Origin of the sequence: Variovorax sp. SPNA7, from assembly GCF_033807855.1 — a bacterium.
In the GTDB taxonomy this organism is placed as follows: Bacteria; Pseudomonadota; Gammaproteobacteria; order Burkholderiales; family Burkholderiaceae_C; genus Variovorax; species Variovorax beijingensis.
In genome coordinates this window covers 3116647-3142504 of the sequence record NZ_CP138513.1, presented here as the reverse complement: position 1 = coordinate 3142504, position 25858 = coordinate 3116647, and the positions used below count along the sequence as shown (strand labels likewise).

The 25858-nt window shown below is 66.3% G+C and carries 22 protein-coding genes and 1 tRNA gene; 9 read left to right on the top strand and 14 right to left on the bottom strand.

The features are described from left to right. Nucleotide 1 precedes the first annotated feature (1 nt). Complete coding sequence (locus RZE77_RS14700) at nucleotides 2-1996, bottom strand: AAA family ATPase (RefSeq protein ID WP_319438114.1); 1995 nt, start codon at nucleotides 1994-1996, stop codon at nucleotides 2-4. A gap of 356 nt (nucleotides 1997-2352) precedes the next feature. Here RZE77_RS14700 and hrpA point away from each other — a divergent pair, with 356 nt between their 5' ends. After that, nucleotides 2353-6264 carry an ATP-dependent RNA helicase HrpA gene (gene hrpA, locus RZE77_RS14695; RefSeq protein ID WP_405545862.1) on the top strand — a complete coding sequence of 1304 codons (3912 nt, stop codon included), beginning with the start codon at nucleotides 2353-2355 and terminating at the stop codon, nucleotides 6262-6264. A gap of 68 nt (nucleotides 6265-6332) precedes the next feature. On the opposite strand, the gene RZE77_RS14690 is transcribed toward hrpA, so the two are convergent. The 6 genes from RZE77_RS14690 to lptF all read right to left on the bottom strand — a co-directional run bounded on the left by RZE77_RS14690 (nucleotide 6333) and on the right by lptF (nucleotide 11464). Next, nucleotides 6333-6491: a DUF3309 family protein gene (locus RZE77_RS14690; RefSeq protein ID WP_319438113.1), complete on the bottom strand. Its 159-nt coding sequence runs from the start codon at nucleotides 6489-6491 to the stop codon at nucleotides 6333-6335. 134 nt (nucleotides 6492-6625) lie between these two features. Further along, nucleotides 6626-7801, bottom strand: a complete 1176-nt coding sequence (locus RZE77_RS14685; RefSeq protein WP_319438112.1) for a pyridoxal phosphate-dependent aminotransferase — start codon at nucleotides 7799-7801, stop codon at nucleotides 6626-6628. Between the two features lie 32 nt (nucleotides 7802-7833). Further along, the gene (locus RZE77_RS14680; RefSeq protein WP_012747830.1) at nucleotides 7834-8775 is read right to left on the bottom strand and encodes a CysB family HTH-type transcriptional regulator; all 942 of its coding nucleotides are present in this window, start codon (nucleotides 8773-8775) and stop codon (nucleotides 7834-7836) included. A 63-nt stretch (nucleotides 8776-8838) separates the two neighbouring features. Then, the gene (locus RZE77_RS14675) at nucleotides 8839-9213 is read right to left on the bottom strand and encodes a sirohydrochlorin chelatase (protein WP_319438111.1); all 375 of its coding nucleotides are present in this window, start codon (nucleotides 9211-9213) and stop codon (nucleotides 8839-8841) included. A gap of 5 nt (nucleotides 9214-9218) precedes the next feature. Continuing rightward, nucleotides 9219-10328 carry an LPS export ABC transporter permease LptG gene (gene lptG / locus RZE77_RS14670; RefSeq protein WP_319438110.1) on the bottom strand — a complete coding sequence of 370 codons (1110 nt, stop codon included), beginning with the start codon at nucleotides 10326-10328 and terminating at the stop codon, nucleotides 9219-9221. Further along, nucleotides 10325-11464: an LPS export ABC transporter permease LptF gene (lptF, locus tag RZE77_RS14665; RefSeq protein ID WP_319438109.1), complete on the bottom strand. Its 1140-nt coding sequence runs from the start codon at nucleotides 11462-11464 to the stop codon at nucleotides 10325-10327. The genes lptG and lptF overlap by 4 nt, the downstream gene beginning before the upstream one ends. Nucleotides 11465-11485: 21 nt before the next feature. On the opposite strand from lptF, the gene RZE77_RS14660 reads away from it, so the two are divergent. From RZE77_RS14660 to RZE77_RS14645, 4 genes are all read left to right on the top strand, one after another. Continuing rightward, a complete protein-coding gene (locus RZE77_RS14660) occupies nucleotides 11486-13021 on the top strand; it encodes a leucyl aminopeptidase (protein ID WP_319438108.1) in 1536 nt (511 codons plus the stop codon). Beyond that, nucleotides 13018-13461, top strand: coding sequence for a DNA polymerase III subunit chi (locus tag RZE77_RS14655; protein WP_319438107.1), 444 nt, complete (start codon nucleotides 13018-13020; stop codon nucleotides 13459-13461). The genes RZE77_RS14660 and RZE77_RS14655 overlap by 4 nt, the downstream gene beginning before the upstream one ends. Beyond that, nucleotides 13461-13871 (top strand): hypothetical protein, encoded by a 411-nt coding sequence (locus tag RZE77_RS14650; protein WP_319438106.1) that lies wholly within the window; start codon nucleotides 13461-13463, stop codon nucleotides 13869-13871. Before RZE77_RS14655 ends, RZE77_RS14650 begins: the two co-directional genes overlap by 1 nt. A gap of 135 nt (nucleotides 13872-14006) precedes the next feature. Continuing rightward, nucleotides 14007-15212 (top strand): branched-chain amino acid ABC transporter substrate-binding protein, encoded by a 1206-nt coding sequence (locus tag RZE77_RS14645; protein ID WP_319426085.1) that lies wholly within the window; start codon nucleotides 14007-14009, stop codon nucleotides 15210-15212. A 64-nt stretch (nucleotides 15213-15276) separates the two neighbouring features. On the opposite strand, the gene RZE77_RS14640 is transcribed toward RZE77_RS14645, so the two are convergent. The 5 genes from RZE77_RS14640 to RZE77_RS14620 form a co-directional block, all read right to left on the bottom strand. Then, a complete protein-coding gene (locus tag RZE77_RS14640; RefSeq protein ID WP_319426083.1) occupies nucleotides 15277-15669 on the bottom strand; it encodes a response regulator in 393 nt (130 codons plus the stop codon). A 99-nt stretch (nucleotides 15670-15768) separates the two neighbouring features. Continuing rightward, entirely contained in the window at nucleotides 15769-16125 is a 357-nt protein-coding gene (locus RZE77_RS14635) for a hypothetical protein (protein ID WP_278876550.1), read from the bottom strand. A gap of 200 nt (nucleotides 16126-16325) precedes the next feature. Continuing rightward, nucleotides 16326-16416 (bottom strand) — tRNA-Ser (locus tag RZE77_RS14630). Between the two features lie 24 nt (nucleotides 16417-16440). Then, a complete protein-coding gene (locus RZE77_RS14625; RefSeq protein WP_012747840.1) occupies nucleotides 16441-17370 on the bottom strand; it encodes an SPFH domain-containing protein in 930 nt (309 codons plus the stop codon). Between the two features lie 28 nt (nucleotides 17371-17398). Further along, on the bottom strand, nucleotides 17399-17824 hold the full coding sequence (locus RZE77_RS14620) for an NfeD family protein (RefSeq protein ID WP_319438105.1): 426 nt from the start codon (nucleotides 17822-17824) through the stop codon (nucleotides 17399-17401). 108 nt (nucleotides 17825-17932) lie between these two features. Here RZE77_RS14620 and RZE77_RS14615 point away from each other — a divergent pair, with 108 nt between their 5' ends. After that, nucleotides 17933-20239: an arginine/lysine/ornithine decarboxylase gene (locus RZE77_RS14615; protein WP_319438104.1), complete on the top strand. Its 2307-nt coding sequence runs from the start codon at nucleotides 17933-17935 to the stop codon at nucleotides 20237-20239. A 33-nt stretch (nucleotides 20240-20272) separates the two neighbouring features. Here the strand turns inward: RZE77_RS14615 and RZE77_RS14610 are convergent, their stop codons facing one another. Both RZE77_RS14610 and fabI read right to left on the bottom strand, forming a co-directional pair. Then, complete coding sequence (locus RZE77_RS14610) at nucleotides 20273-21124, bottom strand: DNA ligase (RefSeq protein WP_319438103.1); 852 nt, start codon at nucleotides 21122-21124, stop codon at nucleotides 20273-20275. Between the two features lie 18 nt (nucleotides 21125-21142). Then, nucleotides 21143-21925: an enoyl-ACP reductase FabI gene (fabI, locus tag RZE77_RS14605; protein ID WP_319438102.1), complete on the bottom strand. Its 783-nt coding sequence runs from the start codon at nucleotides 21923-21925 to the stop codon at nucleotides 21143-21145. A gap of 37 nt (nucleotides 21926-21962) precedes the next feature. On the opposite strand from fabI, the gene RZE77_RS14600 reads away from it, so the two are divergent. The 3 genes from RZE77_RS14600 to RZE77_RS14590 are packed head-to-tail and all read left to right on the top strand — an operon-like array spanning nucleotide 21963 to nucleotide 25857. Next, nucleotides 21963-23759: an extracellular solute-binding protein gene (locus RZE77_RS14600; protein WP_319438101.1), complete on the top strand. Its 1797-nt coding sequence runs from the start codon at nucleotides 21963-21965 to the stop codon at nucleotides 23757-23759. 27 nt (nucleotides 23760-23786) lie between these two features. Then, complete coding sequence (locus tag RZE77_RS14595; RefSeq protein WP_319438100.1) at nucleotides 23787-24821, top strand: microcin C ABC transporter permease YejB; 1035 nt, start codon at nucleotides 23787-23789, stop codon at nucleotides 24819-24821. Next, on the top strand, nucleotides 24814-25857 hold the full coding sequence (locus tag RZE77_RS14590; protein WP_319438099.1) for an ABC transporter permease: 1044 nt from the start codon (nucleotides 24814-24816) through the stop codon (nucleotides 25855-25857). Before RZE77_RS14595 ends, RZE77_RS14590 begins: the two co-directional genes overlap by 8 nt. Nucleotide 25858: the final 1 nt, after the last annotated feature.

Below are 25858 nucleotides of genomic sequence, written 5' to 3'. Positions count from 1 at the left end.
CTCAGGCCATCGCGCGCAGCAGCAGGGCGGCGCGGGTGGCCGCGCCAGGGCCGCCGTCGGGCTCGGGCGGCACCGGGCCGTCCATTCGGCGGGCCTTGAAAGTGGCCAGCAGGGCGGCGTAGGCGTCGGTCGAATCGCCTGCCTCGGCGGGCAGGTCGAGCATGTCGGCCAGCTGCGCCGGCGCCACCGAGCCTTCGCGCACCAGGGCGTCCACCACCGCCATGAAGGCCGGCGCGTGCGCCTCGAGCAGCGCCAGCGCACGCGCATGCTCCTGCGCCAGCAGCGCCTCGATTTCCGGGTTGGTGGCTTCCACGTCGGTGTTGAGGTTGTCCTCGGCGTCGTTGGCCACGTCGGTGCGGCTCAGCCGCGTGCCGAAGGCGAAATGGCGCACGTACTGCGCGGCGTAGGCGGTGGCCTGGCGGAAATCCTGCGACGCGCCCGAGGTGCAGGCCTGCGCACCGAACACCATCTGCTCGGCCGCGCGGCCCGCCAGGCTCACGCAGATGCGGTCGCGCAGGTTCTGCCGGGACCAGGCCTTGCGCTGCTCGTAGCTGTTGTAGCCGCCTTCGAAGGACGCGACGTTGATCTTGATCTCCTGCGGCGCGCGGCCGAAGAGCAGGCCGTAGGCCACGCCGTGGCCCGCCTCGTGCACCGCGAGCAAGGTGCGGAAGTCCTCGTTCGAGCGCTTCTTGAGCTGGTTGAGCTCGAGCGTGACCGGGAAGCGGCGCTGCGCCTTGCCCTTGCCTTTTCGGTACCGCGCCACGATGCAGGACTTGTCCGCCGCCGTTTCCAGCGACAGCCACACCGGCTCGCCGCCGCCCGCGCCTTGCTCCAGCGCCCAGAGCGCGGCGTTGACCAGCGTCGCGCTCAGGATCGCATGGATCGACGAGAACAGCGGGCGCGTGCCCTGCGCCGGAAAGACGGCGTTGGCATAGATCTGCTCGTACACGCTCGACTCGAGCATGAAGCGCACGCCCGAGCTCTGGCGGATGTCTTCCACATAGCGGTCGCAGATCGACAGGATCAGCTGCACATAGGTGGCCCGGCTGAACGAGGGATAGATGACGTGGTTGTTGCCCAGCCGCGCAATCTGCTCGGGCTTGAAGCGTTCGGCCAGCGCCTTCTTGACGTCGATCAGCGAGAGCTTCTTCGTCAGCGCATGGAAGATGTCGGCGTCGGTGTCGCAGTCTTCCACGCGGCGCGCGGTCTCGGCATACATCTCGTCGAGGTTGCCCGAGACGAACACCAGCAGCTTGCTGTAGTCGGTTTCCCAGGCCAGCTGCGAGTCGCGGAAGGCGCGCAGCCGCGCATGCACCTCGGCCGGCTTCCAGGCCATGATCTGCAGCAGCGTCTCGGGCAGCTTGAGGCAGCGCTTGACCTCCTGCGCCTCCCAGGGCGCGAGGTGCAGCTTTCGCTTCTTCGCCTTCTTCTTGTCGGCCGGGCCGTCGCGGTCCTGCTCGTACTCGGCCTGGGCGAGGGAGGACTCGATCTCGCCGAGCATCGACAGCGCCGGCGGCAGCCGGCCATCGGACAGCAGCGCCCACACGTCCTGGTAGCGCTCGACCTTGGCGTCGCGGCCGTTGCCGTCGAGCGTGCGAAAGCGCTGGAATTCGTCGAGCACCAGGATGCCCGGCGTGCCTTCGTCGATGCCCGATTCGGCCAGCATGGCCGAGATCGAACCCCGGCTGCCGTAGCCCGAGCCGTGGCTGAAGCCGTCCATCTGTACCTCGATGAAGCGGTCGTAGAAACCCAGGTGCTGCGCGAGCCTGCGCACCAGCTGCGTCTTGCCGGTGCCGGTGAGGCCCCAGAGGCAGACGATGACCGGCCGGCCGATGAGTTGCGGCAGCACGTACCAGGCGCGCAGCGAATCGATCACGCGGTCGATGATGTCGTCGATGCCGAAGAGCTCGGTCTTGAGCGCCTGAGCCACCGCCTGCAGGTGGCGCGTCCGCTCGGACAGCGCTGCGTGCAGGCCTGAATGAATGTCGTTGGACATGGAATTCTTGAGAAAAATAAAACTGAAATGAAGAAGCCGCCGCTCCCTCGCAAGGAGGGGGCGACAAATACAGACGCTGCGGGAGGTCGGTTGCTGCGCTTCGGTCCTGGAAGCGAGCAGGCGTCCGGTTCAACGGACGCGCGGGCTTCTTCTTCAGGCCGGACGCGCCAACTCGACCCCGCCATGCGCCGAGGCATGGCTTGCGCGGCGGCTGCGCAAAGTGGGGGGTGCGAGAAAGGAGGTCATGGCCGCGATCCTAGCGGTCAGGCCCGCTGGAGTAAAGACTATTTACTCTGCATGTGGCGCAATGGCCGCGCATTGTGGGAGGCGTGCAACAGCGGCGGCGCGCGCCGATAATGTGCGGTTTGCCTGCCGCGCCTTCCCGAACAGCTTTCCCCTTGACGACCACGACACCTTCCGCCCCCTTGCGCATCGACTTTCCCGAATCGCTTCCGGTCTCCGGCCGGCGCGATGAAATCATGGCCGCCATCGCGGCACACCAGGTGGTGATCGTCTGCGGCGAAACAGGCTCGGGCAAGACCACCCAGCTGCCGAAGATTGCGCTGGCGCTCGGCCGCGGCAAGCTCAACGCGCCGCCGGGCCAGGGCCGGCTCATCGGCCACACGCAGCCGCGGCGCATCGCCGCCAGCTCGGTGGCCAAGCGCATCGCCGAAGAGCTGAAGACGCCGCTGGGCGACGTGGTCGGCTTCAAGGTGCGCTTCCAGGACCGGCTGAGCCGCGACGCGTCGGTCAAGCTCATGACCGACGGCATCCTGCTGGCCGAGACGCAGACCGATCCGCTGCTCAAGGCCTACGACACGCTGATCATCGACGAGGCGCACGAGCGCTCGCTGAACATCGACTTCCTGCTCGGCTACCTGCGGGAGATCCTTCCGCGCCGGCCGGACCTGAAGGTAATCGTGACCTCGGCCACCATCGACGCCGAACGCTTCGCGCAGCATTTCGCCTCGGCGAAAGGCCCCGCGCCGACCATCATGGTGTCGGGCCGCACCTTTCCGGTCGAGCAGCGCTACCGGCCCTTCGAGGAGTCGCGCGAGCACGACCTGAACGATGCCATTGCCGACGGCGTCGACGAGCTCTGGCGCGATCCGCACAACGCCGGCGACATCCTGGTCTTCCTGCCCGGCGAGCGCGAGATCCGCGAGGCCGCCGACCACCTGCGCCGCCACCTGAGCCACCAGCCCTTGTTCCGCAATGCCGAGGTGCTGCCGCTGTTCGCGCGGCTGTCGGGCCCCGAGCAGGACCGCATCTTCGACAGCCACTCGGGCCGGCGCATCGTGCTGGCCACCAATGTGGCCGAGACCTCGCTCACGGTGCCGGGCATCCGCTACGTGATCGACACCGGCACCGCGCGCGTGAAGCGCTACAGCTTCCGCAGCAAGGTCGAGCAGCTGCTGGTCGAGCCGATCAGCCAGGCTGCGGCCAACCAGCGCGCCGGCCGCTGCGGCCGCGTCGCCAACGGCATCTGCATCCGGCTCTACGACGAGAAGGATTTCGAAGGCCGGCCGCGCTTCACCGATCCCGAGATCCTGCGCTCGTCGCTCGCCGGCGTGATCCTGCGCATGAAGTCGCTGCGCCTGGGCGACGTGGCGCGCTTTCCGTTTCTCGAGGCGCCGTCGCCGCGCGCGATTGCCGACGGCTACCAGCTGCTCAACGAGCTCGGCGCGGTCGACGATGCCAACGAACTCACGGCCACGGGCGCCGAGCTCGCCAAGCTGCCGCTCGATCCGCGCGTGGGCCGGATGATTCTTGAAGCCCGCACGCGCGGCGCGCTCGAAGAGGTGCTGGTCATTGCGTCGGCGCTCAGCGTGCAGGACGTGCGCGACCGGCCGATGGAGGCGCAGCAGCAGGCCGACCAGGCGCATTCCAAGTTCGACGACGAGAAGAGCGAGTTCAGCGGCTACCTGCGGCTGTGGAAATGGATCGGCGATGCGCGCGGCGGCCATGGTGACACCCACAAGCTCAGCAACCGCCAGTACGAACAGCTGCTGCGCCAGAACTTCATCAACATCCGCCGCGTGCGCGAATGGCGCGACATCCACTCGCAGCTGCTCACGGTCGTGACCGAGCACAAGTGGCGCATCAACGCCGAGCCGGCGGGCTACGAGCCGCTGCACCTGTCGATGCTCGCGGGCCTGCTCGGCAACGTCGGCTGGAAACTGGAAGACGATGAGGCGTACCTCGGTGCGCGCGGCATCAAGTTCTACAAGCATCCGGGCGCGCACCTGAAGAAGAAGCCCGGCCGCTGGATCGTCGCGGCCGAGCTGGTCGAGACCACGCGGCTCTTCGGTCGCGGCATCGCCAACATCGAACCGCAGTGGCTCGAACAGGTGGCCGGCCACCTGCTGAAGAAGCAGCTGCTCGATCCGCACTGGGAGAAGAAGGGCGCGCAGGTTTCGGCGCTGGAGCGCGCAACGCTCTACGGCCTCGTGGTGTACAGCGGGCGACGCGTCGACTTCACCAAGGTCGATCCGGTGGCGGCGCGCGAGATCTTCATCCGCGAAGCGCTGGTCGGCGGGCAGTGGGAGAGCAAGTTCCCGTTCCTCGTGGCCAACCGCAAGCTGGTGCGCGAGGTCGAAGGGCTGGAGCACAAGGCGCGCCGGCAGGACGTGCTGGTCGACGACGAGTTGATCTTCGCCTTCTACGACGCGCAACTGCCCGCCGACGTGGCCAGCGGCATCAGCTTCGAGAACTGGTACCGCCATGCCTCCAGGGAGCAGCCGCGCCTGCTCTTTCTCACGCGCGAGGAACTGATGCGCCACCAGGCGGCGGGCATCACCACGCAGTCCTTTCCGCCCACGCTGCGGCTGGGCGGCGTCGACTGCGCGGCCAGCTACCTGCACGAGCCGGGCGATGCGAAGGACGGCCTCACGGCCAGCGTGCCGCTCTTCGTGCTCAACCAGGTGAGCGAAGAGCGCTGCGAGTGGCTGGTGACCGGCATGCTCAAGGACAAGATCCAGGCGCTGCTCAAGAGCCTGCCGCAGCGGCCGCGCTCGCGGCTGGTGCCGCTGCCCGAATCGGCCGCCAGGCTGGCGGAAGAACTCTCGGCGCCCGAGGTCTTTGGCCATGGCTCGCTGACCGACGTGCTGCTCAAGCGCGTGCGCGACGCGACCAGCATCGACGTCAAGCGCGCCGACTTCAAGCTCGACATGCTGCCGCCGCACCTGTTCATGAACCTGCGCATCGTGGACGAGCACGGGCGCCAGCTTGGCATGGGACGCAACCTGGGCGCGCTCAAGGCCGAGCTGGGGGCGCAGGCGCGGGGCGCTTTCCAGGCCCTCGCGGGCCTCAACGTCAAGGCTTCCGCGGACCGCAAGCCGGCCGATGCCGCCGAGGGACGCGGGCAGGCAAAGGGCAACGCCGCCGCGCCGCCCCCCGCCGCGCCCAGCCTGCCCGCCGGCCAGCGCTACACGAACTGGAGCTTCGGCGAACTGCCCGAGCTGATGGAAGTGCGGCGCGGATCGCAGTCGCTGATCGGATTTCCGGCGCTGCGCGACGAAGGCGATGCCGTCACCATCGAGGTGTTCGACGAGCCTGCCGTGGCGGCCGCCAAACATCGCGCCGGGCTGCGCCGCCTGTTCGCGCTGCAGCTGAAGGACGCGCTCAAGTATCTCGAGAAGAACATCCCCGACCTGCAGAAGATGGCCGTGGCCTACATGCCGCTGGGTACCTCCGAGGAGCTGCGCACGCAGATCATCGACGTGGCGATCGACCGGGCCTTTCTGCAGGAGCCGCTGCCCACCGACGAGTTCGCCTTCAAGCGCCGCCTCGAAGAGGGCCGCGGCCGGCTCACGCTGATCGCCAACGAGGTAGCGCGGCTGGCCTCGGCCATCCTGGCCGAGTACGCGGCCGCCGCGCGCAAGATCAAGGACACCAAGATCCAGCCCGAGGCCGTGCAGGACGCCGCGCAGCAGCTGCAGCGCCTGGTCGGCAAGCGCTTCATTGCGGACGCGCCGTGGACGCAGCTGCAGCATTTCGCGCGCTACCTCAAGGCCATCGTGCTGCGGCTCGACAAGCTGCGCAGCGACCCCGCGCGCGATGCCGCCAAGCTGGCCGAGCTGCGGCCGCAGGAGCAGCGCTACTGGCGGCTGGTGGCCGAGCGCAAGGGCGTGGTGGACGAGCGCATGCTCGAGTTCCGGTGGCTGCTCGAGGAGCTTCGCGTGAGCTTCTTCGCGCAGGAGCTGCGCACGCCGCAGCCGGTCAGCATCAAGCGGCTGGACAAGGCCTGGGCCCAGTTGCAGGCCTGATTGGCGGGCAGCAAAAAGAAGCCCGCTTTTCGCGGGCTTCCTTCAGGTGCAGGAATCGTTGGGCAGCGTCATATGCGGCCCATGAGCACCAGGATGATGATGATCAGCAGGACCAGGCCCAGCCCGCCGCTGGGCCAGTAGCCCCAGCTCCGGCTGTAGCCCCAGCTCGGCAGCGCACCGATCAGAAGCAATATCAGGATGATCAGCAGAATGAACGAGAGGGACATGCGTTTCTCCTGGGCCTTGTTGTTACGAGATCCATGCTCGATGTCAGGAGACCCGCGGCACGCCGGATAGCCGCTTCTTCGGCGGTCAGGGCTTTCCTACCGGTGCCGTCGGCATTCAAGCCGCGCGAGCCGTTTCAAAGCCGTGCGAGCCGGTCCAGCGCCGCAATCAGCGTCTCGTCCTTCTTGGCGAAGCAGAAGCGGACCACGCGCTGGTCGAAGCCGTTGCCGTAGAAGGCCGACAGCGGAATCGCCGCCACGCCGATCTCGCGTGTCAGCCAGAGGCAGAACTCGGCTTCGGACAGGTCGCTCACCGCCGAGATGTCGACGCACTGGAAATAGCTGCCCTCGCTGCGCAGCAGCCTGAAGCGGGTCTTCTGGGCCAGGCCGGCCGCGAACAGGTCGCGCTTGCGCTGGTAGAAGGCGGGCAGCTCGAGGTAGGGCCCCGGCTCGGCCATGTACTGCGCAAGCGCATGCTGCATCGGCGTGTTGACGGTGAACACGTTGAACTGGTGCACCTTGCGGAATTCGGCCATCAGCGGCGCCGGCGCGGCCACGAAGCCGACCTTCCAGCCGGTGACATGGTAGGTCTTGCCGAAACTGCTCACGATGAAGCTGCGCGCCGCGAGGCCCGGGAAGCGCGCCACGCTTTCATGCTGCGCACCGTCGTAGACCATGTGCTCGTAGACCTCGTCGGCAATCACGAGGACGTCGGTCGGCGCCAGCAGTTCCTCGAGCTTGCGCATCTCGGCGGCAGTCCAGACCGTGGCGCTCGGGTTGTGCGGCGTGTTGACGATGATCGCCCGCGTGCGCGGCGTGAGCGCCGCGGCGATCTTGTCGAAATCAGGGCGGAAGGTGCCGGGCACCAGCGGCACGCGCACCACGCTGCCGCCGGCCAGCTCGATGTTGGGCACGTAGCTGTCGTAGCAGGGCTCCAGGACGATCACCTCGTCGCCCGCGCGCACCACGGCAAGGATGGCGGTGATGATGGCCTGCGTCGCACCGGCGGTGACGGTGATCTCGTCGGCGGCGCTGTAGTCGTGGCCGTAGAGCGCCGAGATCTTGCGCGCAATGGCTTCGCGCAATGCCGGGATGCCGGGCATCGGCGGGTACTGGTTGTGGCCCGCGGCCATGGCGGCCGTGACGTCTTCGAGCAGCTTCGGGTCGCAGTTGAAATCGGGAAAACCCTGGCCGAGGTTCACCGCGTTCTTTTCTGCCGCGAGCGCGGACATCACGGTGAAGATGGTGGTGCCCACGGCGGGCAGCTTGGTGGCGATCTCCGGGGTGCGGGGGGAGGAAGGAAGGGCGCTCATGGTGGTGCTCGGAATCGGATTCGGGGTCTGGATCAAAGTTCGTAGTCTTGCTGGTGGCCGCTCAGGGCCTTGGCGATCAGGTTGCGGTCGAGCCGGTCGGACAGCAGCTCGGCAAACTTGAAGACGAAGTTGCGCAGGTAGGCGCTGCGCTTGAACGCCACGCGCGCGATGTTCTGGCCGAAGACATGGCCCATCGGGCGCACCACGAGATCGGCGTTCGATTCGTCGCGCACCGCCATCTCGGCCACGATGCCCACGCCGAGGCCCAGGCGCACGTAGGTCTTGATCACGTCGGAGTCGATGGCTTCGAGCGCGATGCGCGGCGTGAGCTTCTTCTGCGCAAAGGCATGGTCGATGCGCGTGCGGCCGGTGAACGACGGGTGGTAGGTGATGATGGGTTCGTGCGCCAGGTCTTCGAGCGAGATGCGCTCCTTGGCCGCCAGCGGATGGTCCTTGGGCAGCACCAGCACGTGCTGCCATTCGTAGCAGGGCAGGGTCACGAGCTCGGTGTAGTCCGAGAGCGATTCGGTGGCAATGCCCACTTCGGCGATCTCGTCGATCACCATGCGCGCCACCTGGTCGGGCGAGCCCTGGTGCAGGCTCACGTTGACCTTGGGATAGGCCTCGCGCAGCTTGGCCACCGGCACCGGCAGCACGTAGCGCGCCTGGGTGTGGGTGGTGGCGATCGAGAGGGTGCCGCTGTCCTGCGCGCTGAACTGCTCGCCGATGCGCTTGAGGTTGCCGACTTCGCGCATGATCAATTCGATGCTCGCGATGACGTGCTGCCCGGGCTCGGTGACCCGCTTCAGGCGCTTGCCATGGCGCGCGAAGATCTCGACGCCGAGCTCTTCCTCGAGTTCGATGATGGCCTTGGACACGCCCGGCTGCGAGGTGTGCAGCGCCTTCGCCGCCTCCGTCAGGTTTAGGTTGCGCCGCACGGCTTCCTGGACAAACTTGAATTGGTGCAGATTCATATCAAATTCCGTCTTATTACGGAATTCATTATGCCTTCGGAGTCTATGGAAATTGCCCGAACTTCAAGATTTGCTTGCAATTCTGGCCAGCAGATCGACCAGTTCGGGCTCTTCGCCAACGATGCCGGCCAGCTGGAAATCGACCTGCGGCCAAGCCTGGCGAAGCGTCTCCACCTGCACTGGCAGGTCTTCGCGGGCATGCTTGCCCATGCCGAGGAAGAGCGGAACCACCCGGACCACCTTGGCACCACTGGCAACCAGGGCCGCCGCGGCGGTACGCAGGTCGGGCGCCGCAAGCTCCATGTAGGCGCAGACCACGCGGGCCTGCGGGTCGAGCGCCGTGACGCGCGCAGCCACGGCCTCGATGGGCTCGCGCCAGCGCTCGTCGCGCGAACCGTGGGCCAGCAGCACGATGCCCCTCGCGTTCCCCGTTGCCATCGGCGCTACCTTCGCAGCACCAGCCAGCTGAAGGCGGCAAGCGACATCACCGAATAGATGAGCCCGGGCGCCGCCGCCGTCAGCCATGGCGACCAGTTGCTCAGGTTGCCGAGGTAGCCGAACACGTTGTTCAGCAGGAAGAAGCTGATGCCGATCATCACGCCGCCGAACACGTAGGTGGTGATGCCGGCCTGGCGGAAGTGCAGGTAGGCGAAGGGCAGGGCGAGCACCACCATCACCAGGCACGAGAGCGGGTAGAAGACCTTGCGCCAGAACTGGATCTCGTAGCGCTGCGCGGTCTGGCCGTTGGCCTCCAGGTGCTGGATGTAGTCAAACAGGTCGATGGTGCCCATGCGGTCGGGCCGCAGCAGCGCCACCGACACCATTTCGCTGGTCAGCGTGGTCGACCAGTCGAGCTGCGGCACCTTGGTGGTCACGATGCGGGCCTTTTCCGCGGAGGTGCGCGTCTCGTAGTCCTGCAGCTCGACGTCCGACAGCTGCCAGTGGTCGTCGAAGATGCGCGCCGAGGACGCGACGAGCTGCTTGCGCACATAGCCGTTGGCGTCGAACTCGAAGATGCGCGCATTCTTGAGCGAACCGTCGCGTGCGATGGACAGCACGTTGACGGCATAGGACACGTTCTCGCGCTTTTCCTTGAGCCATGCGCCGGTGTTGCCGACCAGCGAGTAGGAGCCCTGGTAGCGGGACTTGAGCAGCTGGCCGGTGCGCTCGGATGCCGGCGCGATGTAGTCGCCGATGGCAAAGGTCAGGACGACGAAGCCCACGCCCAGCAGCAGCAGGGTGCGCAGGGCGCGCCACGGCCCCAGGCCGCTGGTGCGAAGGATGGTGTATTCCGAGCTTTGCGCAAGGCGCGCCATCACGAAGATGCAGCCGATCAGCACCGTGATCGGGAGCAGTTCGTAGAGGTGGCTCGGAATCAGCAGCGTCACGTAGATCAGTGCCTGCGCGGGGCCGTAGGCAAGGCTTTCGGGCCGGCCGATCGACTGCAGCTCGTCGACGAAGTCGAAGAAGAAGAACAGGCTCAGGAAGCCGAGGGTCACGAAAGCCACGGCCTTCAGTGCCTCGACATAGATCAGGCGTCGGATTGTTTTCACGAGGTCGGGTCGATTTTCGAGGGCGGCGAAGGCGGCAGGCCACCGGCCATGACGTGCTCGGTCCTGCGCCTGCGGCCCCAGTTGTTGTTGCGCAGGAGCAGCCACGCAACACCGATCAGCAGGACGCCGCCGTGCAGCAGCAGCATGAACGAGCCCATGCCGAAGCGCCCGGAACTGATCCAGCTCTGGCCCAGGTTGAGCATGTTGTAGTAGACGACGAAGGCGAACAGCGCGAACAGCAGGTTGCCGCTTCGCCCCACGCGCGGATTGACGCTCGACACCGTCAGCGCCAGCAGCACGAAATTGATGGCCGCCAGCAGCATGCCGATGCGCCAGGCCAGTTCGCCGCGGCTGGCGTCGCCAGGCTCGCGCAGCAGCTGGAGCGTGGGCTTGGCGCGCGGCGGCGTCTTGTCCGCGGAGAAGTCGGAGGTGCCGCCGGCCCGGGTGCCATAGGTCTCGAATTCGCTGATCTTGAGCCCCGCGGTGGGCAGCAGCGGCCGCTCGAGCCGCTGCCCGTTGCTCAGCATCAGGAAGCGGTTGTCGCCGACGTTCTCGATGCGTCCGCTGCGTGCCGAGGTCGTGATCTGCAGGCCGCGCTCGATCGCCCAGATGAACACATTGGTGGCCGTGGCGCCATCCGGCGTGTCCTTGTCGATGAAGAAGACCCGCATGCGCCCCGACGATTCGCGGAATTCGCCCGGCGTGACGCGCTCGATGTCGCTGCGCCCTTCATATTGCGCCCGCATGCCGATGGTCTGCGAGTTGGCCCAGGGCCAGCCCAGCAGCGCCATGACGGCAATCAGCACCAGCACCGGCCAGGAAAAGCGGAACAGCGGCTCGACGAAATCGGCCAGGCCCCGTCCGCTGGAAAACCAGATCACCATCTCGCTGTCGCGGTACATGCGCGACAAGGTGCCGACAATGGCGATGAACAGGCTCAGGCTCAGGATGGTCGGCATGTAGCCGAGCACCGTGTACGCCATCACGAGGAACACTTCGGACGGGTTCACGCTGCCCTTGGAGGCGAGCCCGAGCGTACGGATGAGCATCATGGTCATCACGATGGTGACCAGGACCACGAGGGTCGCTCCGAAGCTGCGCGACAGCTCCTTGCGTAGGGAAGAATGGAATAACATCGTTCGAGGAAAAAAAGGATTATGGACTTTCAGCTCAAGACCCTCACCGTCGCCCGCGCCGCGGCCGAAAAATCCGACGTGCTGATCGTGCTCGTCGGCAGCGCCCCCCTCACTGCCAAGGACCCCCTGTCCGCGCTGATTGCCAGCGCCCGCAAGGCCGGCGACCTGCCCGACAAGGCCGGCAAGCTGCTCGCGCTCTACCACCCCGACGAAGTGGTGGCCTCGCGCGTGGTGCTGGCCGCCATCGGCGACTGCAAGCCCGCCTCGGTGCGCAGCGGCGTCATTGCGGCGGTCAATGCGGCCAAGGCCTACGGGCCCAAGCGCGTGGTCATGGCCTTCGCGCAAGAGGCCGATGGCGCCGCCGTGGGCAGCGCCGTGGCCGCCGCCGCCGACGCCAGCTACGTCTACACCACCACCAAGGCGAAGACTTCGAACGGCGAGAACGGGCGCACCATCCGCCAGCTGACGCTCGGCGTGGCCGACGCGGCAGCGGTGGGCAAGGCCTTCGACGAAGCCCGTGCCACCGTCTCCGGCATCGAGCTCGCAAAAGAGTGGGGCAACCGCCCCGGCAACTACTGCACGCCCACGCTGCTGGCCGAGGCGGCCAAGGAGCTCGGCAAGCTGCCCCGCATCAAATGCGAGGTGCTGGGGCCCAAGGAAGTGCAAAAACTCGGCATGGGCTCGTTCGCGGCCGTGGCGCAAGGCTCGGCCGAGCCGCTGCGCTTCATCGTGCTGCGCTATCAGGGCGGGCCCAAGGACCAGGCGCCCGTGGTGCTGGTCGGCAAGGGCATCACCTTCGACACCGGCGGCGTCTCGCTGAAGCCGGCGGCCGAAATGGACGAAATGAAGTTCGACATGTGCGGCGCGGCCAGCGTGCTGGGCACCTTCCGCGCGCTCGGCGAAATCCAGCCCGCCATCAACGTGGTGGGCCTCGTGCCCTCGTGCGAGAACATGAACGACGGCCGCGCGATCAAGCCCGGCGACGTGGTGACCAGCATGAGCGGCCAGACCATCGAAGTGCTCAACACGGATGCCGAAGGCCGCCTCATCCTGTGCGATGCGCTCACCTATGCCAAGCGCTTCGAGCCGGCGGCCGTGATCGACATCGCCACGCTCACCGGTGCCTGCGTGGTGGCGCTGGGCGGCGTGCGCAGCGGCCTGTTCACCAGCGACGATTCGCTGGCCGACGCACTCCAGGCAGCCGGCGAGCAATCGCAGGACCGCTGCTGGCGGCTGCCGCTGGACGACGAATATGCCGAAGGCCTGAAGAGCAATTTTGCCGATGTCGCCAACGTGGCCGGCCGTGCCGGCGGCGCCATCACCGCGGCCAAGTTCCTGCAGCGCTTTGCCGGCGATTTCGCCTGGGCCCACCTGGACATCGCTGGCACGGCCTGGAAGAGCGGGGCGGCCAAGGGCTCGACCGGCCGGCCGGTGGGACTGCTGGTGTCCTATCTGATGGAACGCGCGCGCAGCGGCGCGGCCCAGGCGGCATCGCCCAGGAAGGCGGCGCGCAAGGAGCCCGGCGCGGCCGCGCGCAAGGCCCGGTCCGCGCAGTGACGGAAATCGGCTTTCACTTCAACCTGCCGGACAAGGCGAACTACGCCTGCCGGCTGGTCCGCAAGGCCTTGAGCGCGCGTGGCTTGCGGGTGGTCGTGGTGGGCGAGCCGCAGATGCTGGAGGCGGTCGATGCGGCGCTCTGGCAACTCTCGCCCTGCGACTTCATCGCGCATTGCCGCGGCGATGCCCAGCCCCACCTGGTGGCGCGCTCGCCGGTCATTCTTTGCGCCGAGGGCACGGACGCCGCGGGGCTTGCACACCGCGAGATGCTGGTCAATCTCGGGCCCACGGTGCCCGTCGGCTTCGAGCGCTTCGAGCGCCTGGTCGACATCGTGAGCAACGAGGCCGACGACCGGCAGATCGGCCGCTCGCGCTGGCGCCACTATGCCGACCGGGGCTATTCGATCCAGCCGCACGACTTTGCAAGGAGCGCTTCCTGATGGCCAGCACGCTGCGTACGCCGCCCCGGTTCGTTCCCACGCTGACCACGGTGCTCGACCTGCCGGCCGAGCCGCTGGGCGCCGCCGAGGCGGCGACACCCGCCAGCGTGCCGCCATCACCAGTGGTCGACCCCGCCGAAGCGGTGGCATTGCCCCCGGCCGAGCAGCGCTCCGAGGCCGAAATCGTCCGCCTCGAAGAGCAGCTTCTGCACCGCGTGCTGCAGCGCGTCGACCTGTCCCTGGAAGAGCGCCTGAGCGACACGGTCTCTGCCGCCGTGCAGCAGCAGCTCGATGCAATGGTGCCTCGGCTGCGCGAGGAAATCGAGGCCGTGCTGCGTGCTTTGGTGATCGAGGCGATGGCCGCCGAGCTCTCTGAAAACACAGGGTCTACGCCAGCTTCCGGCGCATAAAGCTTCAGCTAAACTGCGCGCCAGGTCGATCGGGCGGGAGGGTGCCGCTGGTCTGCGGCGCGAAACTTGCGAGGTCTTCGCGCCCGGATCACACGACCGGTTTTTAGTTTATTCATCAATGTTCTGGAGGTTCTCATGCAATTGAAATGGACTGCGGTCGCACTGGCTGCTCTCACGCTTGTGGCTTGCGGCAAGAAAGAAGAAGCTGCTGCGCCCGCCGCTCCGGCGCCCACGGCAGCGGCCCCGGCACCTGCAGCGCCTCCGGCAGATGCATTGATCGTCAAGATCGGCCACGTCGGCCCCACCAGCGGTGCCATTGCCCACCTGGGCAAGGACAACGAGTTCGGCGCCAAGATGGCCATCGAAGACCTCAATGCCAAGGGCCTGAAGATCGGCGACAAGGTTGCCAAGTTCGAACTGCTGGCCGAAGACGACGCCGGCGATCCGAAGCAAGGCACCGCAGTGGCCCAGAAGCTGGTCGACAGCAAGGTCAACGGCATCGTCGGCCACCTGAATTCGGGCACGACCATTCCCGCTTCCAAGCTCTACAGCGACGCTGGCATTCCGCAGGTCTCGCCGTCGGCAACCAACCCCAAGTACACGCGCCAAGGCTTCAAGACCACGTTCCGCGTGGTGGCCGACGACACGCAACTCGGCGGCACGCTGGGCAAGTACGCCGTCGAAACGCTCAAGGGCAAGAACATTGCCGTGATCGACGACCGCACGGCCTACGGCCAGGGCGTTGCCGAAGAGTTCGAGAAGGCAGCCAAGGCCGCCGGCGCGACCATCGTCGGCCACGAATTCACCACCGACAAGTCGACCGACTTCAACGCCATCCTGACCAAGCTCAAGGCTGCCAAGCCCGACGTGCTGTTCTTCGGCGGCATGGACGCCGTTGGCGGCCCGATGCTCAAGCAGGTCAAGCAGCTCGGCCTGAACGTCAAGTTCATGGGCGGCGACGGCCTGTGCACCGGCGAACTGCCGAAGCTGGCTGGCGATGCCATCGGCGAAGAGATGGTGGTTTGCGCCGAAGCCGGCGGTGTCGACGGCGACTTCAAGCAGCCGCTGGAAGACTTCAAGGCCAAGTTCAAGGCCAAGAACGGCGTGGAAGTGCAGATCTACGCACCGTACGTCTACGACGCGGTCAACGTGCTGGCCGAAGCCATGGTCAAGGCCGGTTCTTCCGATCCTGAAAAGTACCTGCCCGAAGTCGGCAAGGTGCAATACAAGGGCGTGACCGGCCCGATCGCCTTCGACGAAAAGGGCGACATCAAGAACGGCGCGCTGACGCTCTTCACCTACAAGGGTGGCGTGCGTACGCAGATCGCCGTGGTTCGCTGATCCAGGCGCGCCAAAGAGAAAAGGGCCTTCGGGCCCTTTTTCTTGTGCCTGCCGGCCGCGCTTTTCAGGCCAGGGTTGCAAACCCCGAGGGCCGGTCGGTGTTGCAGTATTCGATGAAGGCGTCGAGATCGCGCGACTTGTCGAATACCGCATCGGCGCCCAGTGCTTCGCAGCGTGCGCGGATGTCGGCGGTGACGTAGTTGCTCAGCACCACGACGCGCTGGCCCGGACCGCGTGCCTTGCAGCCCGAGAGCACACCCAGGCCGGAGCCTTCCTTCAGGAACAGGTCGACGATGAGCAGTTGCCAGTCATGGGGATGAAGGGCGAGCCAGGCGAGCGCGTCCGTTTCGGTTTCGGCAAAGCCGACGACCTGGCCATTGACCAGATCTTCGAGGGCCGGGACCAGGTTGTCCCTGATGGTCTTGTTGTCCTCGACGAGGAACGTGATGAGGGCCATGCCGTGGTTTCGTTCTGAGAACCAATAGCGTAGCGTGCCGGACGCGGCCGCAGCGTAGGAGAAGGGATACGGACAGCGCGTTCTGGCGCGGCGCTGCGCTCAGTGCTTGTTGTCGGAGCGGATCCTTGCCTTGAGCTCTTCGGCCAGCGCCTGGCTTTCATCGCGTTCGGCCGTCACTTCGCGGCGCTTCTCGATTTCCTCGCTCAGCGCCGCATTGACTTCGGCCAGCTTCTCGGCCGACTTGGCGAGCTTCTGCTCGAGCTGGCCCGTCTGCTCGATGGCCTGCGCCACTTCGCCAACCTGCACTTCGTCCGGCAGTTCCTGTTCGAGCACCGTGTTCACGACCGCGAGATTGTCCGAGGCCCGCTGCACATCGGCGGCCACTTCTTCGCTCTTCTTGAGCGTCTTGTCGAGCGACGTCTTGCCACGCGGCACGGTGGGGGGCTGTGCAGCCATCGAGGCTCCTCCTTTTGCAGGCTTGAAAGTAAAACCTTTGGATGGTACCGCCAGACGAAGCGGGCCGGGCCAATCTCCGAGTTGCGCCAAGGCAACGCACTTTCCCAACAAAAAACCCATCAAGCGTTTCTGCATTGATGGGTTTGATGTGGGTAAACATGCTGACGGGCTGGAAACCCGCATGAAACCTATGACTTCTCTGGCGGAGCAGGCGGGATTCGAACCCGCGGAGGGCTATTAACCCTCACACGCTTTCCAGGCGTGCGACTTAAACCGCTCATCCACCGCTCCTGAGCCTTCGATTGTAGCAGTCGCTCAGGCCGGATTCTGCGGCTTGCCGGCCTGGACCATGCGCATCGCGGAAGCGATGAGGGCGGCGGTTTCGGTCATGTTGCTCGGCACGATCAGCGTGGTCTTGGAGTCGGCCGCGACCTTGCCGTAGGCGTCGACCGCGCGCTCGGCCACCTTGAGCTGCACGGCCTGCTCGCCGCCGGGCTGGCGGATGGCGGCTGCCACGCGTTCAATGGCGTCCGCCGTGGCGGTGGCCACTGCGGTGATGGCGGCGGCCTCGCCCTGGGCGTTGTTGATCTGGGCCTGCTTCTCGCCTTCGGAGCGGGCGATGAAGGCCTCGCGCTCGCCGGTGGCGATGTTGATCTGCTCCTGGCGGCGGCCCTCGGAGGCGGCGATGAGGGCGCGCTTGCCGCGCTCGGCGGTGATCTGCGCCTGCATGGCCAGCAGGATTTCCTTGGGCGGCGTCAGGTCCTTGATCTCGTAGCGCAGCACCTTCACGCCCCAGTTGAGCGCCGCCTCGTCGATGGCCGCGACCACCTGCGCATTGATGACGTCGCGCTCCTCGAAGGTCTTGTCGAGTTCGAGCTTGCCGATCACGCTGCGCAGCGAGGTTTGCGCCAGCTGCGTCACGGCCACGATGTAGTTCGATGAGCCGTAGCTCGCGCGCATCGGGTCGGTCACCTGGAAGTACAGGATGCCGTCGACCTGCAGCTGGGTGTTGTCCCGCGTGATGCAGATCTGGCTCGGCACGTCGAGCGGGATTTCCTTCAGGCTGTGCTTGTAGGCGACCCGGTCGATGAACGGGATCAGGAAGTTGGGCCCGGGCGTCATGGTGCCGTGGTACTTGCCCAGGCGCTCGCGCACCCATGCGTTCTGCTGCGGCACGAACTTGACCGACTGGCTGATGAAGATGATCGCAATGACCAGGATGATGATGGGTACCGAAAATTCCATGGTTTTCTCCTCTAGGGTTCTGTTCTGATCAGGTCTTGTCGACCACGAGGCGGCTGCCGACCACCTCGACCACGCGGTGTTCGCCGGTGGTGGGGGCCTGGCCCGAGCGCGGGACCACGGTCCACTGGGCGCCGCGGTAGCGGACGGTGGCGGTGCCGTCGGGGTTCCATGCCTCGACGTGGATGGTCTCCCCGATGTCCAGGTTGACATCGCGGTTCGATGCCGTGGGCGCAGCGGCCGGGCGCCGGCGCTGGACGGCATACCAGACCAGGACCGCCCCCACGCCGACGACCGCCGCCACGACCAGTTGCGCGACGGTGCCGGCGCCCAGGTGCGCCGCAATGGCCGCCGCCGCGAAACCGGTCGCCAGCAGCAACAGGTAGACCGTGCCGGAAAGCAACTCCAGCACGACGGCGGCCCCCGCTATCAGCCACCAGATGGTGGAATTCGCCATGACTTCTCCTCTTTGGTGAATGCACGACATTCTGTGTCAAAACCTGACTCAATCCTTCATCCGAATTCCGTACACTTCGCGCCTCATTGCCTGTCCGGAGCCCTGCTCATGAAATTTCGCTTCCCCATCGTCATCATCGACGAGGACTTCCGCTCCGAAAACACTTCGGGCCTCGGCATTCGCGCGCTCGCGCAGGCCATCGAGACGGAGGGCTTCGAGGTGCTGGGCGTCACGAGCTACGGGGACCTGAGCCAGTTCGCGCAGCAGCAAAGCCGCGCCAGCGCCTTCATCCTGTCGATCGACGACGAGGAATTCACGGTCGGCCCCGACCTCGATCCCGCTGTGCTGAGCCTGCGCAGCTTCATCGGCGAGGTGCGGCGCAAGAACGCCGACGTGCCGATCTACATCTACGGCGAGACCAAGACCTCACGCCACATCCCGAACGACATCCTGCGCGAGCTGCACGGGTTCATCCACATGTTCGAGGACACGCCGGAGTTCGTGGCGCGCCACATCATCCGCGAGGCCAAGAGCTACCTCGAAGGCGTGCAGCCGCCGTTCTTCAAGGCGCTGATCGACTACGCGGAAGACGGCTCGTACTCGTGGCACTGTCCGGGCCATTCGGGCGGCGTGGCATTCCTGAAGAGCCCGGTGGGCCAGATGTTCCACCAGTTCTTCGGCGAGAACATGCTGCGCGCCGACGTCTGCAACGCGGTGGAAGAACTCGGCCAGCTGCTCGACCACACCGGCCCGGTGGCGGCCAGCGAGCGCAATGCGGCGCGCATCTTCAACGCCGACCATTGCTTCTTCGTGACCAACGGCACCAGCACCAGCAACAAGATGGTCTGGCACCACACGGTGGCGCCCGACGACGTGGTGGTGGTCGACCGCAACTGCCACAAGTCGATCCTGCACGCGATCATCATGACCGGCGCGATTCCGGTGTTCATGAAGCCCACGCGCAACCATTTCGGCATCATCGGCCCGATTCCGAAGAGCGAGTTCGAGCAGAGCGCCATCAAGGCCAAGATCAAGGCCAATCCGCTGCTGGCAGATGTCGACCCCGACAAGGTCAAGCCGCGCGTGATGACGCTCACCCAGTCGACCTACGACGGCGTGATCTACAACACCGAGACCATCAAGAACATGCTCGACGGCTACGTCGACACGCTGCACTTCGACGAGGCCTGGCTGCCGCACGCGGCCTTCCACCCGTTCTACGGCGCCTACCACGCGATGGGCAAGCGCCGCGTGCGGCCGAAGGAGTCGCTGGTGTTTGCCACGCAGTCGACCCACAAGCTGCTCGCGGGCATCAGCCAGGCCAGCCACGTGCTGGTGCAGGACTCGCAGAACCGTGCGCTCGACCGCGACCTGTTCAACGAGGCCTACCTGATGCACTCGTCGACCAGCCCGCAGTACGCGATCATCGCGAGTTGCGACGTGGCCGCGGCCATGATGGAGCCGCCCGGCGGCACCGCGCTGGTGGAGGAAAGCATCCTGGAGGCGCTCGACTTCCGCCGTGCCATGCGCAAGGTGGAAGACGAATTCGGCAAGGATGAGTGGTGGTTCAAGGTCTGGGGCCCCGAGAAGCTCGTCGACGAAGGCATCGGCCGCGCCGAAGACTGGATCATGACGGGCGAGAAGAACGGCAAGCAGAGCAAGAGCAAGAAGTCGCCGCGCAACTGGCACGGCTTCGGCGAACTGGCCGACGGCTTCAACATGCTCGATCCGATCAAGTCGACCATCGTGACGCCGGGCCTCGACCTCGAAGGCAACTTCGCCGAGACCGGCATTCCCGCGAGCGTGGTGACCAAGTTCCTGGCCGAGCACGGCGTGATCGTGGAGAAGACCGGGCTCTACAGCTTCTTCATCATGTTCACCATCGGCATCACCAAGGGCCGCTGGAACACGCTGCTCACGGCGCTGCAGCAGTTCAAGGACGACTACGCGCGCAACCAGCCGATGTGGCGCATCCTGCCGGAGTTCTGCCAGCAGCACCCCGGCTACGAACGCCTGGGCCTGCGCGACCTGTGCCAGCACATCCACCAGCTCTACGCACGCTACGACGTGGCGCGCCTGACGACCGAGATGTACCTGAGCGACCTCACGCCGGCCATGAAGCCGAGCGATGCCTTCGCCCACATTGCGCACCGCAAGACCGAACGCGTGGAGATCGACGAGCTCGAAGGCCGCATCACCACGAGCCTGATCACGCCATACCCGCCGGGCATTCCGCTCCTGATTCCGGGCGAGGTGTTCAACAAGAAGATCGTCGACTACCTCCGGTTCTCGCGCGAGTTCAACTCGCAGTGCCCGGGCTTCGAGACCGACATCCACGGCCTGGTGGCGCGCGTCGACGAAACCGGCAAGAAGCGCTACTACGCGGACTGCGTGGCCGCGCCGAAGAAGAAGTAAGCGGCAAGGACGCGGGAGGGCGCGCGCCGCGCTTCAGGAGGGCCGGTCGCTGCGCACCCGCATGAAGCGCGCAAACCTGGGCAAGCCGCCCGGGTTGGTGCCGTTGTAGCGGTAGGTCACCCAGCTTCCGATGGCGGGCGGGTTCTCGCGCTCGGCGTCGGTCAGGCCGCTGCCGAGCTTGAAGCGCTTGCCCTCCGGAGTTTCGACCAGCAGCGCGCCCAACCGGCCGCTGTGCCGGCCCTTGCCGGGCATGTGCCCGACCACCCGGGCCTCGGCGTCGTCGTGGGTCTTGACCTTGAGCAGGTCGTTGTTGCGTTCGGCGCGGTAGAGCGATCCGCCCCGGTGCAGCATCAGGCCTTCGCCGCCCATCTTCACGGTCTTGGCGAGCAGGGCCTGCAGTTCCGCATGGGTGGTGGCGCGCTCCTGCGGCACGGGCACCACCCACGGCGCATCGGTGATCGGCAGCAGTTTGCGCAGGACGGCCAGCCGCGCCGTGAAATCGCCGCCCTGGGCCGGGAGGTCGAACACCATGAAGCGCATGCCGTGCCAGGCGGTGTCGTTGGGCGTCTGGCTGCGCACGGTGGAAACCGCATGCGCGAACTGGCCCCTGCCGGCCCACAGTTCGCCGTCGAGCGGCTGCTTGGGCAGCGGCGCGATGAACCAGGCGGGCGCCACCACCGGTTCGCCGCCGCGCGTCCACAGTTGCTTGCCGTCCCAGTAGCCGCGCACGCCGTCGAATTTTTCGCTGACCCAGTAGTCGGCCAGCGACATGCCGGGGCGGTAGACCTCGGCCAGCATCAATGCCGGCGCGGCCTCGCGCGCGGCGGCCACGCGGGCCGCCAGCGCGCCGAGGCCGGCGAGCAGGAGGGAGCGTCTGTTCAGCAAGAGGACGCCGCCGATCGATTACTCGGCCATGCCCGCCACGACGTTGCTGAAGCCGCCGTCCACATAGGTGATCTCGGCGGTGACGCCGCTGGCCAGGTCGCTCAGCAGGAAGGCAGCCACGTTGCCGACTTCCTCGATGGTCACGTTGCGGCGGATGGGCGAGGCATCGGCCACCGCGGAGAGCATCTTGCCGAAGCCCTTGATGCCGCTGGCCGCCAGCGTCTTGATCGGCCCGGCGCTGATGCCGTTGACCCGCATGCCCTTGGGGCCGAGCGAAGCCGCGGTGTAGCGCACCGACGCTTCGAGCGAGGCCTTGGCCAGGCCCATGGTGTTGTAGTTGGGCAGCGCGCGCTCGGCGCCCAGGTAGGTCAGCGTGAGGAGCGCCGACTTGTCGTTGAGGTAGGGCAGGGCGGCCTTGGCCATGGCCGGGAAGCTGTAGGCGCTGATGTCGTGCGCAATCTTGAAGCCCTCGCGCGACAGCCCTTCGAGGAAGTCGCCCGCGATGGCCTCGCGCGGCGCAAAGCCGATGCTGTGCACGAAACCGTCGAACCTGTGCCAGGCCTGGCCCAGGTCGGCAAAGAGCTTGTCGATCTGCGCGTCGTCGCCCACGTCGCAGTCAAAAATAAGCTTGGAGCCGAAGTCTGCGGCGAATTCGGTGATACGGTCCTTGAATCGCTCGCCGACGTAGCTGAAAGCAAGCTCGGCGCCTTGTTCGTGACAGGCCTTGGCTATGCCGTAGGCAATGGAGCGATTGCTCAACACGCCGGTGATCAACAGTTTTTTGCCGGAAAGAAAGCCCATGAAGTTGCCTCGTGAAAATCTTGGGCAGAATTCTCGCATGCGGGTTTGGCTGCTTCTTTTTCTGGCGCTCTCGGCGGCTCCTTCATGGGCCGCCCATGCCTACGCGCAGTTCGGCGACATCAAGTACCCGCCGGGCTTCACCCACTTCAGCTACGTGAATCCGGATGCGCCCAAGGGCGGCGAGATCCGGATGGTGCCGCCCACGCGGCCCACCAACTTCGACAAGCTCAACCCGTTCACGCTCAAGGGCACGGCGCCCTCGGGCATCGGCTCGCTGATGTTCGAGAGCCTGATGACCGGCAATTCCGAAGAGCCGACCACGGTCTATGGCCTGCTCGCCGAAGACATCGAGGTGGCGCCCGACCGCCTTTCGGCCACCTTCCGCCTGAACCCCAAGGCGCGCTTCAACGACGGCTCGCCGGTGCTGGCGGCCGACGTGGTGCATTCGTTCAACACCCTGACCGGCCCGCTGGCCGCGCCGCAGTACCGCACCATCTACGCCGAAGTGAAAAAGGCCACGGCCACCAGCGAGCGCGTCGTGCGCTTCGACTTTGCGAGCCCGAACCGCGAACTGCCGCTGGTGATCGGCGGCATGGCGGTCTTCAGCCGTCAATGGGGCGGGGGCAAGCCTTTCGACCAGATCGTCACCGAGATGCCGATCGGCTCCGGCCCCTACAAGCCGGCCAGCGACCGCCTGGGCCGCGACATCACCTATGTGCGCCGCGCCGACTACTGGGGCGCCGACCTGCCGGTGCGCAAGGGGCTCTACAACTTCGATCGCATCACCTTCCGGGTCTACCTGGACGAAACCGCGCGCTTCGAGGGCCTGAAGGCCGGCGAGTTCGACTTCATGCGCGAATTCACCTCGCGCAACTGGGCGCGCCAGTACAAGGGCAGGCAGTTCGACAGCGGCGAGATCGTCAAGCGCGCCTTCGAGAACCACAACCCCGGCGACTTCCAGGGCTACGTGTTCAACATCCGCAAGGACAAGTTCAAGGACGCGCGCGTGCGGCAGGCCATCGGCCTGGCAATGGACTTCGAGTGGCTCAACCGCCAGCTGTTCTACGGCATCTACACGCGGGTGCAAGGCTACTTTCCGAACAGCGAATTCCATGCCGAGGGCCTGCCCAAGCCCGACGAACTGGCGCTGATGGAGCCGCTGCGCAGCAAGCTCAAGCCCGAGGTGTTCGGCCCGGCCCCGCAACCGCCGAGCACGGCGCCGCCCAACAGCCTGCGCGAGAACCTGCGCAAGGCGAGGGCGCTGCTGGAAGAAGCCGGCTGGACCTATCGCGACGGCGCGCTGCGCAACGCGAAGAACGAGGCTTTCACGATCGAGTTCCTCAACGACCAGCCCGGGCTGATCCGTGTCGTGACGCCGCTGCAGACGGCGCTGCGCAAGCTCGGCATCGAGATGACGTTTCGCACGGTCGATTTCTCGCTCTCGCAGCAGCGCATGCAGAACTTCGACTTCGAGATGACCTCGCTGCGCCTGCCCGGCAACAGCGCGCCGGGCGGCGAACTGCTCGAGCTGTTCGGCTCCAAGGCGGCCGACACGACGGGCTCGTCCAACATCTGGGGCATTGCCGATCCGGCGGTCGACGCGGTGGTCGGCAAGGTGCTGGCGGCCACCACGCGGCCCGAGCTGGCCACGGCCATGCGCGTGCTCGACAGGGTGCTCTCCAACGGCTACTACTCGATTCCGCAGTACTACGGCAATGCGTTCCTGATCGGCTATCGGCCGGCGCCGTTCGTGCTGCCGCCGACCATTCCGCCGTACTACGATGCCGGCGACTGGGCGCTCACCACGTGGTGGGCTTCGCCCGCCAACAAATGACGCGGCCGCACCGGACATGAACACCGAATGACCAGCTACATCCTCAAGCGCCTGCTGCTGATGATCCCCACGCTGCTGGGCGTGCTCGTCATCACCTTCGGCGTGATCCAGTTCGTGCCGGGCGGTCCGGTCGAGCAGATGGTGGCGCAGCTGCAGGGGCGCGATTCGGGCGGCGAGCGGGCCGCGGCCAGCGGCGCCGGCTACCGCGGCCGCCAGGGCCTCGACCCGCAGCGCGTCGAGGAGATCCGCAAGCTCTACGGCTTCGACAAGCCTGCCCACGAGCGCCTGTGGACCATGCTGAAGTCGTTCGCGCGCTTCGACCTGGGCACCAGCTTCTACCAGCGCAAGGACGTCTGGCAGCTCATCAAGGAAAAGATGCCGGTGTCGATCAGCCTCGGCCTCTGGACCTTCTTCATCAGCTACCTGATCGCGGTGCCGCTCGGCGTGGCCAAGGCGGTGAGGGCCGGCACGCGCTTCGACTTCATCACCACGCTGATCGTGCTGATCGGCTATGCCATTCCGGGCTTCGTGCTGGGGGTGGCGCTGCTCGTGATCTTCGGCGGGCAGCTGCAGTGGTTCCCACTGCGCGGCCTCACATCGCCCAACTGGGAAAGCATGAACTGGGGCGCGCGCATCGTCGACTACCTGTGGCACATCGCACTGCCTGTCACGTCGATGGTGCTCGGCAGCTTTGCCGTCACCGCCATGCTCACCAAGAATTCCTTCCTCGAGGAAATCCGCAAGCAGTACGTGCTGACCGCGCGCGCCAAGGGGCTGTCGCAGCGGCAGGTGCTCTGGAAGCATGTGTTCCGCAATGCGCTGATCCCGATCATCACGGGCTTTCCGTCGGCCTTCATCGGCGCGTTCTTCACCGGCTCGCTGCTGATCGAGACGCTGTTCACGCTCGACGGCCTGGGCCTGCTGAGCTACGAGAGCGTGATCCGCCGGGACTATCCCGTGGTGCTGGGCACGCTCTACCTGTTCACGCTGATCGGCCTGGTCACCAAGCTGATTTCCGACCTCTGCTACGTCTGGGTCGATCCGAGGGTCAAGTTTGACTAGCGCCGCCGTTGTTTCCGCGAGCCCGGGCCGCCGCGCCTGGCGCCGCTTCCGCCGCAATCCGCTGGGGTTCTGGAGCCTGGTCGTCTTCTCGATCCTGGTGGTGCTGAGCCTGTTCGCCGAGCTGCTGTCCACCGAGAAGCCGCTGGTCGTGCGCTATGCCGGGCAGACCTACTTCCCGGTGCTGCGCGACTACTCCGAGAAAACCTTCGGCGGCGACTTCGAGACGCCCGCCGACTACCTCGATCCCTTCATCCAGAAGCGCATCACCGAGGGCTCCAACTGGGCGCTCTATGCACCCAACCGCTACGGCCCGCGCACGCTGAACTACTTTGCCTCCCAGCCCAATCCCGCGGCACCCTCGCGCGAGAACTTCTTCGGCACCGACGACCGCGGCCGCGACCTGCTTGCGCAACTGATCTACGGCTTTCGCGTGAGCGTGCTGTTCGGCCTCGCGCTGACCGTCATCGGCACCGTGCTGGGTGTGGCGGCGGGGGCGGTGCAGGGCTATTTCGCGGGCAAGATCGACCTCGCGTTCCAGCGCTTCATCGAGATCTGGGCATCGATGCCCGAGCTCTACCTGCTGATCATCTTCAGCGCGATCTTCGCGCCCAGCGTGGCGCTGCTGCTGATCCTGCTGAGCCTGTTCGGCTGGATGGGCCTGGCCGACTACGTGCGCGCCGAGTTCCTGCGCAACCGCCAGATGGACTACGTGCGCGCCGCGCGGGCGCTGGGCGTGGGCAACCTGCAGATCATGTGGCGCCACATCCTGCCCAACAGCATGGTGCCGGTCGTCACCTTCCTGCCGTTTCGCATGAGCTCGGCCATCCTGGCGCTCACTTCGCTCGATTTCCTGGGCCTGGGCGTGCCGCCGGGCACGCCGTCGCTCGGCGAACTGCTGAGCCAGGGCAAGGCCAACATCGACGCCTGGTGGATCTCGCTGTCCACCTTCGGCGTGCTGGTCGTGACGCTGATGCTGCTCACCTTCATGGGCGACGCGCTGCGCGATGCCCTCGATCCGCGGAAGGCCGACAAGTGAG